10 protein-coding genes are annotated in these 12,894 nt (G+C 61.4%); 6 read left to right on the plus strand and 4 right to left on the minus strand.

Annotated elements, in window-relative coordinates; genetic code table 11:
* Positions 1-150 precede the first annotated feature (150 nt).
* Together KGA97_RS19730 and KGA97_RS19735 are read right to left on the minus strand one after the other, a co-directional pair.
* Positions 151-555 carry an META domain-containing protein gene (locus KGA97_RS19730; RefSeq protein WP_008041642.1) on the minus strand — a complete coding sequence of 135 codons (405 nt, stop codon included), beginning with the start codon at positions 553-555 and terminating at the stop codon, positions 151-153.
* On the minus strand, positions 555-989 hold the full coding sequence (locus tag KGA97_RS19735) for a hypothetical protein (protein ID WP_008029332.1): 435 nt from the start codon (positions 987-989) through the stop codon (positions 555-557). The genes KGA97_RS19730 and KGA97_RS19735 overlap by 1 nt, the downstream gene beginning before the upstream one ends.
* A gap of 134 nt (positions 990-1,123) precedes the next feature.
* Between KGA97_RS19735 and KGA97_RS19740 the strand changes: the two genes are divergently transcribed.
* Positions 1,124-1,501, plus strand: a complete 378-nt coding sequence (locus KGA97_RS19740; protein WP_223481328.1) for a hypothetical protein — start codon at positions 1,124-1,126, stop codon at positions 1,499-1,501.
* A gap of 5 nt (positions 1,502-1,506) precedes the next feature.
* Here the strand turns inward: KGA97_RS19740 and KGA97_RS19745 are convergent, their stop codons facing one another.
* Positions 1,507-2,496: a 2-hydroxyacid dehydrogenase gene (locus tag KGA97_RS19745; protein WP_207286450.1), complete on the minus strand. Its 990-nt coding sequence runs from the start codon at positions 2,494-2,496 to the stop codon at positions 1,507-1,509.
* 201 nt (positions 2,497-2,697) lie between these two features.
* Positions 2,698-5,451 (minus strand): response regulator, encoded by a 2,754-nt coding sequence (locus KGA97_RS19750; protein WP_008029326.1) that lies wholly within the window; start codon positions 5,449-5,451, stop codon positions 2,698-2,700.
* Positions 5,452-5,665: 214 nt separating this feature from the next.
* On the opposite strand from KGA97_RS19750, the gene KGA97_RS19755 reads away from it, so the two are divergent.
* From KGA97_RS19755 to relA, 5 genes are all read left to right on the plus strand, one after another.
* On the plus strand, positions 5,666-6,388 hold the full coding sequence (locus tag KGA97_RS19755; protein ID WP_223481329.1) for a response regulator transcription factor: 723 nt from the start codon (positions 5,666-5,668) through the stop codon (positions 6,386-6,388).
* Entirely contained in the window at positions 6,375-7,781 is a 1,407-nt protein-coding gene (locus tag KGA97_RS19760; RefSeq protein WP_223481330.1) for a sensor histidine kinase, read from the plus strand. The genes KGA97_RS19755 and KGA97_RS19760 overlap by 14 nt, the downstream gene beginning before the upstream one ends.
* Before the next feature lie 395 nt (positions 7,782-8,176).
* The gene (gene cysM / locus KGA97_RS19770; RefSeq protein ID WP_223481331.1) at positions 8,177-9,079 is read left to right on the plus strand and encodes a cysteine synthase CysM; all 903 of its coding nucleotides are present in this window, start codon (positions 8,177-8,179) and stop codon (positions 9,077-9,079) included.
* Positions 9,079-10,431 (plus strand): 23S rRNA (uracil(1939)-C(5))-methyltransferase RlmD, encoded by a 1,353-nt coding sequence (rlmD, locus tag KGA97_RS19775; RefSeq protein WP_223481332.1) that lies wholly within the window; start codon positions 9,079-9,081, stop codon positions 10,429-10,431. The genes cysM and rlmD overlap by 1 nt, the downstream gene beginning before the upstream one ends.
* A gap of 122 nt (positions 10,432-10,553) precedes the next feature.
* Positions 10,554-12,797, plus strand: coding sequence for a GTP diphosphokinase (relA, locus tag KGA97_RS19780; RefSeq protein ID WP_008029318.1), 2,244 nt, complete (start codon positions 10,554-10,556; stop codon positions 12,795-12,797).
* Positions 12,798-12,894: the final 97 nt, after the last annotated feature.

Genomic DNA, 12,894 nt, shown 5'->3' on the forward strand with positions numbered 1-12,894 from the left:
GTTCCGACGATGACGGTGAATCAGTCAGCATTTATGTCGCCTGACACACCGCTATCGTCGGAACGCCGCCCGCAGCAAGCCGGCTCCTACAGGGGAAATCGTATCAGGCGACATCAATGGTGATTGGCCCGCCGTTGTCGCCGGCAAGGCTTAGCCTTCTTCAAGCCACCAACGCAGCGGCTTGCCTTCGGCCGGCCAGAAGCGCATCTGGTCGATCGGCGAAACATCCCAGCGCTGCACGTTTTCCAGGGCCTGGAGGAAGCGCTTTTCCTGTTCCATCAACGCCGGCGCGCACAGTTTGCGTGTGCTGCCGACCTTGCCGAAACTCAGCTTGTCGTCTTCGAGCGTATACGCTGCGAACCAGTGATTGCAGCCGCCATTGCCATAGGCCCGGCCATCTTCGCCGAGGGTGACGGTCAGGTGGCTGTAATCCATCAGCGGGCGTTCGCCGATCCATTCCAGAATGTAGCTGCGGTTCTGCTGCAATTTTACCGGCTCGGCGGCACAGCCCAGCAGGCTGGCGCCGACCATTGCGGTCAGAGCAAGGCGTTTCATCACGCAGGCTCCTGGCATTTCGGGCACAGGTGCTTCTCACCGACGGCGGTCCAGCCCAACTCGGCGATCCGCGCGGTGGCGGCAGGCTTTTCAGCCTTGTTACCCAGTTTGGCGTCGACCGCGAACTCGAAGCTCAGCTCTTTGGCGCAGCTGTCGCAGTTGACTTTCCAGGTGTGGATCGCCAGTTCACCGAACACCGGACCACTGGCCACCGCGACCCATTGACCGGGCGGGTTGATCAAATGGCGAACCGTTTCGACGGTCAGGCGCATGGACAAGTCCTTGGCGCCTTTTAGGGTCACGACCAGCACGTCATTGTTGCGAATCGAGCCGCCGTTGCCGGTGACTTGATAACGCCCCGGCACGAGGGCGCGGCATTCGGTGAGGGTGTGTTGCGGGTTCATCAGGTTATAGCGGAAATCGTGTTCGACCATGGGTCCTCCAAATATGCGCGGTATGCTAGCACGGGCCTGCACGCAGCATTGCGCAAGCAGATGACCTTCGATCAGGTTCAAATGACCTGCCGACTCATGGCAAACTGCCGCTTTTGCATTTCTAAGGAACGGACATGGCGTTAATCGAATGTTTTGAGTGCAAGCAACGCATCAGTTCAACGGCGCCTGCTTGTGTTCATTGCGGTGCGCCGACAACGGCGCAAGCGGCAACGTCAAAGGCGCCACTGTCTTTCGGACGTTTGCCGCAAGACGAGAGCGTGGCCAAGGTTTCGCCGGCCGCGTTCGGGCGTAAACGCAAAGCCGACGTCGAGGCCGCGGTTCCTGCTCCGACGCTCAACGGTTCGCGTCCGGTGGAGCTGTGGCTGAAACTGATGATTTTCTTTCTGCCACCGTTTTTTGTCTGGTTCCTGCTGCGTCCCGGGCATTCAACAGGCCAACGCTTGCTCGGTTTTGGCTGGCTGGCCTTGATGATCCTGTTGTCCAAGATCTGATCCGCTCAGCCCTCGACCTGATTTTGCGGCGTGCCTGCCGCCCAGGCTGCAATGTTCTGCAACGTCGTCGCGGCAATTGCACCCAGGGCTTCACGGGTCAGGAAGGCCTGATGCGCGGTGACGATCACGTTCGGGAAGGTCAGCAGGCGCGCCAGCACATCGTCCTGCAGCGGCAGGTCGGAACGGTCCTCGAAGAACAGCTGCGCCTCTTCTTCATACACATCCAGCCCCAGATAACCGAGTTGGCCGTCTTTCAGCGCGTCGATCAGCGCCGGCGTGTCCACCAGGCCGCCGCGACCGGTATTGATCAGCATGGCGCCGGCTTGCATGTGCGCCAGTGACTCGCGGTTGATCAGGTGTTTGCTCTGCTCATTGAGCGGGCAGTGCAGGCTGATGATCTGCGACTCGGCCAGCAGCTCGGGCAAACTCAAATAACGTGCGCCGAGGGCTTCGACCTGTGGATTGGGGTAAGGATCATAGGCCAGTAGCCGGCAGCCGAAACCGTTCATGATTTTCGCGAAGGTCGCGCCGATTTGCCCGGTGCCGACCACGCCGACCGTTTTGCCCACCAGGTCGAACCCCGTCAGCCCGTGGAGGCTGAAATCCCCTTCGCGGGTGCGGTTGTAGGCACGGTGCAAACGACGGTTGAGCGCCAGGATCAGCGCCACCGCGTGTTCGGCCACCGCGTGGGGCGAGTAGGCCGGAACCCGCACAATCGACAACCCCAGGCGCTTCGCCACCGCCAGGTCGACATGGTTGTAGCCGGCCGAACGCAGGGCAATCAGGCGTGTGCCGCCCGCTGCAAGGCGTTCGAGCACCGGGGCGCTGAGGTCGTCATTGATAAAGGCACAGACCACTTCGTGATGTTCCGCCAGCGCTGCCGTGTCGAGGCTGAGTCGCGCCGATTGAAAGTGCAGCTCGATGCCGGCAGGGAGGTCGGCGCCGAGAAAACTGTCGCGGTCGTAGGTCTGGCTGCTGAAAAGAATCGTACGCATGGCGTCCTCCTGGAAAAAACACGCTGTATGCCTGTCGCCGAAAACTTCAGGCCTGCCGGATACCCTGTAGGAGCATGGCTTGCCAGCGAAGGCGCCCTCCAGAATGAAGAAGGGTTTGAGGGCCCCTTCGCTGGCAAGCCATGCTCCTACAAGGGATTGCGGTGAGCTTACGCCCGTGGCAATCAAACGGATTGCGTTGCATCAAGCATTGATACGGGCATGCGCCGCGAGGCGATTGATGGCCCGGTCGAGGTCTTCCAATGCGCCCGGAGCCTTCGGGTCCTGTTGCTTTAGCAGGGTTTCGCTGCGCTGGCAGGCAGCGCGCAGCTGCGGCACGCCGCAATAACGGGTGGCGCCGTGCAGGCGGTGTACGCGTTCGATCAATGCGTTGTGATCGTTGGTTTCCCGGGCGAAGCGGATGGCTTCGCGGTCGGCTTCCAGCGATGCCAGCAACATCGCCAGCATGTCCGCCGCCAGATCCGCCTTGCCCGCCGCCAGCCGCAACCCTTCTTCGTGATCCAGCACTTGCAACTCGTGGCTGCCGCCGTGACTGTCGCTGGAACGCTCGGGCCCCTGATTGCGCAATGCCAGGCCGGTCCACTTCAACACCACCTGAGCCAATTGCCGCTCGCTGATCGGTTTGGTCAGGTAATCATCCATGCCACTTTGCAGCAGCGCGCGTTTTTCGTTGGCCATCGCGTGGGCGGTGAGGGCTACGATCGGCAGCGGCGTGCAATGCCGTTCGCTTTCCCACTGGCGAATGGTTTCGGTGCTCTGACGACCATCCATGCCAGGCATCTGCACGTCCATCAACACCAGATCGAAGGTCTCGGTCTGCACCGCTTTGACGGCGGCATAGCCGCTTTCCACTGCAAGCACCTTGGCGCCAAGGTCTTCGAGCAGGGTTTGCACCAGCAACAGATTGGCCGGGTTGTCATCGACGCAGAGCACCTTCGGCGCGCGGCTGGACACCGGCTCGCCGGGATCGCTGCGTTGCTGGCGCGGATTGACCAGATCGGACAAAGCCCGGCGCAACTTGCGTGTGCAGGCCGGTTTGGCCTGGAGCTGGCTGTGCGGGTTCGGCACCGAGAGGTGGAACAGCGTCTGTTCGGTGGTCGGGCACAGCACCAGCACTTTGCAGCCGAGGTGCTCAAGGTCCCAGATATGCTGGTTGAGGCGCTCCGGCGGCATGTCGTTGCTGGTGATGCCGAGCACGGCGAGGTCGATCGCCAGATCGGTCTGGTGTGCGCCGGTCACGCCATTGGTCAGGCTTTCCAGAGTGTTGAACGGGGTGACTTCCAGGCCACAGTCTTCCAGTTGATGCTGCAACGCCTGACGGGCCAGTTCGTGGTTCTCCAGCACTGCAACGCGGCGTCCGAGCAACGGCGGAGCGGGCAGGTCTTCGGCGTCGTCGCGGGTTTTCGGCAGGCTCAGGCTGATCCAGAATTCCGAGCCTTCGCCCGGCGTGCTGTCGACGCCGATCTCGCCGCCCATCTGTTCGATCAGGCGCTTGGAAATCACCAGCCCCAGGCCGGTGCCGCCGGGTTGCCGGGACAGTGAATTGTCGGCCTGGCTGAAGGCCTGGAACAGCGCGCGCACGTCCTCGTTCGACAGGCCGATGCCGGTGTCCTGAATGCTGATGCGCAGTTGCACGCTGTCTTCATGCTCGTCTTCGAGCATGGCACGGGCAACGATGGTGCCTTCGCGGGTGAACTTGATCGCGTTGCTCACCAGGTTGGTGAGGATCTGCTTCAGGCGCAGCGGATCGCCGACCAGCGACAGCGGCGTGTCGCGATAGACCAGGCTCACCAGTTCCAGCTGTTTGGCGTGGGCGGCCGGGGCGAGGATGGTCAGGGTGTCCTGGAGCAAATCGCGCAGGTTGAACGGAATGTGGTCGAGCACCAGTTTGCCGGCCTCGATTTTCGAGAAGTCGAGGATCTCGTTGATGATCCCCAGCAGGCTGTCGGCGGATTTTTCGATGGTGCCCAGGTAGTCGAGCTGACGTGGGGTCAACTCGCTTTTTTGCAGCAGATGGGTGAAACCGAGAATGCCGTTGAGCGGCGTGCGGATTTCATGGCTCATGTTGGCGAGGAATTCGGATTTGATCCGGCTCGCTTCCAGGGCTTCCTTGCGCGCCAGGTCCAGCTCGATGTTCTGGATTTCGATGGTTTCCAGGTTCTGGCGCACGTCTTCGGTGGCCTGATCGATGCTGTGTTGCAATTCTTCCTGGGCGTTCTGCAGGGTGCCGGCCATGCGGTTGATGCCGGACGCCAGTTCATCGAGCTCCTGACTGCCGAGCGGTGGCAGGCGGGTTTCCAGGTGACCGTCCTTGAGTTGCGCCACCGCTTGTTTGATCTGGCTCAGCGGCCGATTGATCGTGCGGCCCATGCGCAATGCCAGCAGCGCCGCACCGGCGAGGCCCGCGCCGATCAACAGCAGGCTGGCGAACAGGCTGCGATAACCGCGCAGCAACATGCCGTTGTGGGACAGTTCGAGTTCGACCCAACCCAGCAGGCGGTCAGATTCCTCGGGTATCAGGTCACCGGCCAGGTTGCGGTGCTTGCCGAACACCGGCAGCAGGTAACGCGTCGCATCGTTGCCGCTGCGGCGCAGCATTTGCGAGCCATTGCCCAGCGGCGCCGGATTGAGCATGGTCGGGCCAGCATGCGCCAGCGACGAGCGGTCCGGGGCGAGGAGCGTCACCGCGCGCACATCGGGCGTTTCCAGCGCTTGGGTGGCGATGCGTTCCAGCAGTTCGGTGTCCTTGTGGCTCATGGCCGGCGCGACAAGGGGCGCGAGCTGTTCGGCGATCATTTCGCCACGCTGCATGAGTTGGGTTTGCAGGTCGGATTGCTGCATCCAGGTGAAATAGCCGCCCAGCACCAAAGCCATCAGGCTGGTCGGAAGCAAGGTCAGCAACAGCACGCGGCCTTTTATTCCCAGTTTCTTGAGCACGCCTCTCTCCTGCATCCAGCCATTTAAGAACCTGCGCATACATCCGGTACACGCCACTTGCGCAGTGTAGCGATTTGCTTGCGGGCAATCCTCGTAAAATTGATGACGTCATTCGTCGGGCAGTCCAGCGCTTTTGCGTGGCTGGCAAACCTTGGGTTGCCCCCGGCGAGGCAATCTTGAATAATCATCAACTGAGAATTATTTGCAGATACTCATGACTCCCATCTCTATTGGCCATCCCCGAATCCTCTCCATCGAAGACGACCTGGTGCTAGGTGCTTATGTGCACGAGCAACTGGGCCGTAGCGGTTTCCAGGTGACCTGGTGCCAAAACGGCCAGGAAGGCCTGGCGATTGCCCGTGAGCAAGCCTTCGATGTGGTGCTGATGGACATTCTGCTGCCGGGCATGAACGGTTTGAATGTGCTGACCCAATTGCGCCAGAGCCATTCCACCCCGGTGGTGCTGATGTCGGCACTGGGCGCCGAAGCCGATCGCATCAGCGGTTTCCGCCTCGGTGCCGATGATTATTTGCCCAAGCCCTTCAGCATGGCCGAGTTGCGCGTGCGCATCGAAGCGATCCTGCGGCGCGTTGCACTGGATCGTCGCCCGGCCGTGGCGCCGGTTGCCTTGGTGGCGGACAGTCTGCGTTTCGACGATGAATGCTTCGAGGTGTTCTATGGTGAACACGCCGCCGGCCTGACCCGCAGCGAGTACCGGTTGCTGGACACCCTCCACCGCAACGGCGATGAGGTGCTGAGCAAAGCCTTCCTTTATCAGCACGTGTTGCAACGGGGTTACGCGGCTCACGACCGCAGCCTCGACATGCACATCAGCCAGATCCGTCGCAAGCTCAAGGCCATCGGCTACACCGAACGGGAAGTGCGCACGGTGTGGGGCAAGGGCTATGTCCTGAGTGCTGACCATGAAGTGGTCTGACCTGCCGGGCAGGCATTCGCTGTTCTGGAAACTCGCCTGTCTGCTGGTGGCGTTCTGTCTGCTGATGATCTGGCTGAGCTGGTCCTGGGGCCGCTACATGGAACAGCGCAACCAGTTTCTCTCTGACGAAGCCCGAGGCACTCTGACGCGCTTTGCTACCGAAGCCGAACAGGCATGGGAGCAGGGGCAGAGCGCAGGTGTCGATGCCTGGCTGCAGGATATGCGACAGCGTGAAAAGGGCTGGGTGGGTGTGATTGGCGGCGATTTGCAGTCGTTGAGCAGCCAATCGCTGACGGACCAGGAAATCCAGCGCCTGACTTTTCTGCGTGGCCTGGACTGGCCCATTCACAAAAAACGCCTGCCGTGGCTGCGCGTACCGTTTCCCGGCGACTCATCCGTTGGCAGCCTGGTGATCGAACTGCCCCAGCGGTTCAAGCCGGGGCGCTACCGGGTGTTCTGGCGCGTCATCACCAATGGCGTGATTCCCGGACTGTTCACCTTGCTGTTGTGTGTCGGGCTGTATCGATTGCTGGTCGTGCCCCTCAATCAACTGCGCGAGCAGGCCAATGCGTGGCGCGCCGACCAGTTGGGCGTGCGCCTGTCGAGCCGCACGACCAATCGCTGCGATGAACTGGGTGAACTGGGCCGTGCGTTCGATCACATGTCCGAGCGCCTGCAAAGCACGGTGGCCCTGCAACAACAGCTGCTGCGCGACCTGTCCCACGAATTGCGCACACCCTTGAGTCGTTTGCGCGTGGCGAGCGAGGGTGAGCAAAGTCTGGTGCAACTGCGCGAACGCATTGGTCGCGAAGTCGATGGCATGCAACGGTTGGTCGAAGACACGCTGCAACTGGCCTGGCTCGACACCGAGCGCACGCCCTTGCCCGACGAGGCGATCCAGATTCAGGCACTGTGGGAAATGCTCACGGACAACGCCTGCTATGAAAGCTGCTGCCCCACCGACCAATTGCAGTGCGCGGTGGATTCATCCTGCTGGGTGCGCGGCAATCTCAACACCCTGGCCCAGGCCCTGGAAAACATCCTGCGCAATGCCATTCGCCATTCACCGAAGGGCGGCATCGTGCGTCTGGATGGACGACGTGAAGGCGGTTACTGGCATCTGTGGCTGGAGGATGAAGGGGGCGGGGTGGCTGAAGAGGATCTTGAGCGGATCTTCTCGCCGTTCACTCGACTCGATGGTTCGCGGCCGGGGAATGGCGGGTTCGGGTTGGGGCTGAGCATTGCGAGGAATGCGGTGCAGCGCCAGGGCGGACGGCTTTGGGCTGAGAACACTGGGGCAGGGTTGCGGCTGAACATGCGGTTGGTGGCTGATGACGCCATCGCGAGCAGGCTCGCTCCCACAGTGGATGTGTGCCGACCGCAAATGGTGTGATCAACGTATTCCCTGTAGGAGCGAGGCTTGCCCGCGAAGAGGCCCTTCGGGTCAGCCCCACGAAAAAGTCTCACCGCTGGTGAGACAATTTTCCTGGACCCACAACCTGATCATTTTCTCCCCAGTGTAAAATCTCGTTCAAAGCTGCGCTGTTCGGTCGCAGCGAAATCCAGCCGGCAAAAGTGTGAGCGCTGCTGACACAAACCCTGTCCCTCGGCACGGGAGTTGTTCAGTTAGAGTTTTGAGGCGCTGCCCAGGTCTATGTTGCGCAGGCAGCAGAGTCCTGAATCAGTCGCTTATTCCCATAAGCCATAAGCACCGCACTTTGCGTGATATGGCCTTCCAACGTTTGCCGGTATGATAGGCGCCCCCGCAGTCTGGATTGCGAATACGCCATGACCTTGCAGTACCCAACCATCGCCGATTGCGTCGGCAACACTCCGCTGGTCCGTTTGCAGCGCCTGCCCGGCGCCACCAGCAATACCCTTTTGCTCAAGCTCGAAGGGAACAACCCGGCGGGTTCGGTCAAGGACCGGCCGGCGCTGTCGATGATTACCCGCGCCGAGTTGCGTGGGCAGATCCACGTCGGCGATACGCTGATCGAAGCGACCTCGGGCAACACCGGGATCGCCCTGGCCATGGCCGCTGCGATCAAGGGTTACAAGATGATCCTGATCATGCCGGACAACTCCAGCGCCGAGCGCAAAGCCGCGATGACGGCCTATGGCGCCGAGCTGATCCTGGTGACCAAGGACGAAGGCATGGAAGGCGCACGCGACCTCGCTCAGCGAATGGAAGCCGAAGGCCGTGGCAAGGTGCTGGACCAGTTCGCCAACGGAGATAACCCGCAAGCGCACTACACCACCACCGGCCCGGAAATCTGGCGTCAGACCGAGGGCACCATCACCCATTTCGTCAGTTCGATGGGCACCACGGGCACCATCATGGGCGTGTCGCGCTACTTGAAAGAGCAGAACGACAACGTGCAGATCATCGGCCTGCAACCGATGGAAGGCTCGGCGATCCCGGGCATCCGTCGCTGGCCGCAGGAATACCTGCCGAAGATCTACCAGGCCGATCGCGTGGACCGCATCGTCGACATGGCGCAAAGCGAAGCCGAGGACGTGACCCGTCGTCTGGCTCGCGAAGAAGGCATCTTCTGCGGCGTGTCCTCGGGCGGTGCCGTGGCAGCGATGCTGCGCCTGTCCAAAGAAGTTGAAAACGCGGTGATCGTCGCGATCATCTGCGACCGTGGCGACCGTTACTTGTCGACCGGCATTTTCGACGCGCCCAACTGATGGCCAAGCACGAGAGAGGCCTGCGCTTCCAGCCCACCGGCGGCAGCAAGGCCCCGCAAATTCCGACCGGCAAAAAGCAGCGCCTGACTATAGAGCGTCTGGCGAATGACGGTCGCGGTATCGCGTTTTTCGAAGGTCGCACCTGGTTCGTCATCGGCGCATTGGCCGGTGAAGAAGTCGAGGCGCGCGTGTTGGGCGCCCACGGCAAAATAGTCGAGGCGCGCACCGAGCGTGTGTTCCAGGCCAGCGAACTGCGTCGCCCGGCACCGTGTCCGCATGCCGGTCGCTGTGGCGGTTGCAGCGTGCAACATCTGCCGCACACCGAACAACTTGCCCTGAAACAGCGCATGCTCGCCGAGCAATTGTCGAAGGTCGCCGGTGTCGAGCCCGAAGAATGGGCCGCGCCGTTAAGCGGTCCGGAATTCGCTTACCGCCGTCGCGCCCGTGTAGCGGTGCGCTGGGACATGAAAGCGAAGAAGCTCGAAGTCGGTTTCCGCGCCGCTGGCAGTCAGGACATCGTTGCGATCAACGAATGCACGGTGCTGGTACAGCCCTTGCAACCGATCATGACCCGCTTGCCGGAAATGCTCCGCCGCTTGAGCAAGCCTCAGGCGTTGGGGCATGTGGAATTGTTCAGTGGTTCGTCGTTGGCGGTTTTGCTGCGGCACATGGCGCCGTTGTCCGAATCCGATCTGACGATCCTCAAGGATTTCTGCTCGTTTCATGAAGCTCAATTGTGGCTGCATGGAGAGGGCGAGCCACAACCGGTTCAAGCCGATCAGTCTTTGGGCTATCGCCTTGAACAGTGGGATTTGAACCTGGCGTACCGGCCGGGAGACTTCATTCAGGTCAACGCGGCGGTCAACGAAGCGATGGTTGCCCAGGCGCTGGACTGGTTGAAGCCGACAGCGGATGAGCGCGTTCTCGATCTATTCTGTGGGTTGGGTAACTTTGCCTTGCCGCTGGCCAAAGCGGTTCGCGAAGTGGTGGCAGTCGAAGGTGTGCAGGCGATGGTCGAGCGGGCAGCCGCGAACGCCGCTAGCAACAATCTTCATAATGCGAAGTTTTTTCAGGCCGATTTATCCCAGCCTTTGACCGATGCCGAATGGGCGCGCGAAGGCTTTTGTGCGGTACTCTTGGACCCACCCCGTGACGGTGCTTTCGAGGTGGTGCGCAAGCTCAAGTCGATGGGTGCCGAGCGGTTGGTGTATGTGTCATGCAATCCGGCAACGCTGGCGCGCGACACAGTGGAATTGATCAAGCAGGGCTACCGGTTAAAACGTGCCGGGATTCTCGATATGTTTCCTCAGACGGCACATGTCGAAGCCATGGCGTTATTTGAAGCGAGTTAGGAAGGCTCGTCTGGTCCGACTGGCCCGCCCGTGCAGCCGCGTACCAGCCCGACGTGGGCTCATGGGCAGCGAAGGTCAGCGATTTGACGCATTGAATCTGCGTCGTAGGGAAGGTAAGCAAGATGGTACAGGTGAGAGCACACCAGCCGATCAACACCGACGGCAGTATCAATCTCGAGGCTTGGCTCGATCATGCGGTCAGTGTCGATCTGGCACTGGATCGCGAAGCCTTGAAAGAAGCCTGCGAGTACGCTCGCGAGGCAGAACAACAAGCCAATGCGGCGAAGAATTTGTGGTCCGAGGGAAACTCCAGTTTCCGCACCGGCCTTGAAATTGCCGAGATCCTCGCCGACCTCAAGCTCGATCAGGATTCGCTGGTCGCCGCGGTCCTGTACCGAGGCGTGCGCGAAGGCCAGATCCAGTTGCCGGCGGTCAGCCAGCGCTTTGGTCCCGTGGTGGCCAAACTCATCGACGGCGTGCAACGCATGGCGGCGATCAGCGACAGCCTGAGCCCGCGTAAATCCATGGTGATGGGCACTCAGGGCCAGGTGGAAAACCTGCGCAAGATGCTCGTGGCCATGGTCGACGACGTGCGTGTCGCGCTGATCAAACTGGCCGAACGCACCTGCGCGATCCGTGCGGTGAAAACCGCCGACGACGAGAAGCGCAACCGCGTCGCCCGGGAAGTCTTCGACATCTACGCGCCGCTCGCCCACCGTCTCGGCATCGGTCACATCAAGTGGGAACTGGAGGACTTGTCCTTCCGCTACCTCGAGCCCGATCAGTACAAGCAGATCGCCAAGTTGCTGCACGAGCGGCGCCTGGATCGCGAGCGTTTCATCGCCGATGTGATGAACCAGCTGAAAGTCGAATTGCAGGCCACCGGCGTCGATGCCGACATCAGCGGCCGGGCCAAACACATCTATTCGATCTGGCGCAAAATGCAACGCAAGGGTCTGGAGTTCAGCCAGATCTACGACGTTCGCGCCGTTCGCGTGCTGGTGCCGGAAATGCGCGATTGCTACACCGCGCTCGGCATCGTCCACACCTTGTGGCGGCACATCCCGAAAGAGTTCGACGACTACATCGCCAACCCGAAAGAGAACGGCTACCGCTCGTTGCACACGGCGGTGATCGGGCCTGAGGGCAAGGTGCTGGAAGTGCAGATCCGCACCCATTCCATGCACGAAGAGGCCGAGTTGGGCGTTTGCGCGCACTGGCGCTACAAGGGCACCGACGTCAAGTCCGGCTCCAACCACTATGAAGAGAAAATCTCCTGGCTGCGTCAGGTGCTCGAGTGGCACGAAGAGTTGGGCGACATCGGCGGCCTGGCGGAACAGCTGCGGGTCGATATCGAGCCGGACCGGGTGTACATCTTCACCCCCGACGGTCACGCCATCGACTTGCCGAAAGGCGCGACGCCGCTGGACTTCGCCTACCGCGTGCACACCGAGATCGGTCACAACTGCCGTGGCGCGAAGATCAACGGGCGCATCGTACCGCTCAACTACAGCCTGCAAACCGGTGAGCAAGTCGAGATCATCACCAGCAAGCACGGCACCCCGAGCCGCGACTGGCTGAACCCGAACCTGGGTTACATCACCACCTCGCGGGCGCGGGCGAAGATCGTTCACTGGTTCAAATTGCAGGCGCGCGATCAGAACGTCGCGGCCGGTAAAACCCTGCTCGAACGCGAACTCAGTCGCCTTGGCTTGCCGGCGGTGGATTTCGACAAGCTGGCCGACAAGGCCAACATGAAAACCGCCGAGGACATGTTCGCCGCGTTGGGCGCAGGCGATTTGCGCCTGGCGCAACTGGTGAACCTGGCGCAGCAACTGGTCGAGCCGGAACGCGGCAACGAGCAGCTGGAACTGATTCCGCGCAAGGCCACCGGCTACAAACCGGGCAAGCGCGGCGACATTCAGATCCAGGGCGTCGGCAACCTGATGACGCAAATGGCGGGCTGCTGCCAGCCGTTGCCGGGCGATGCCATCGTCGGTTACATCACCCAGGGCCGTGGCGTGAGCATTCACCGTCAGGACTGCGCCTCGGTGCTGCAACTGGCCGGGCGCGAGCCTGAGCGGATCATCCAGGTCAGCTGGGGGCCGGTGCCGGTGCTCACCTATCCGGTGGACATCATCATCCGTGCCTACGACCGTTCCGGATTGCTGCGTGACGTCTCGCAAGTGCTGCTCAACGAGCGAATCAACGTGCTGGCGGTCAACACCCGCTCGAACAAAGAGGACAACACCGCGTTGATGTCCCTGACCATCGAGATCCCGGGGCTGGATGCGCTTGGGCGGTTGCTGGGACGGATATCCCAGTTGCCGAACATCATCGAAACCCGGCGTAACCGCACGCCGTGAGAAACCTTCACGGAAATTGATGGTGATATCTGTAGGAGCGAGGCTTGCCCGCGAAAACGGTGTGTCAGACATGCAGCTTTCGCGGGCAAGCCTCGCT

The organism is Pseudomonas sp. BF-B-15 (assembly GCF_019946675.1).
Taxonomy (GTDB): Bacteria; Pseudomonadota; Gammaproteobacteria; order Pseudomonadales; family Pseudomonadaceae; genus Aquipseudomonas; species Aquipseudomonas migulae.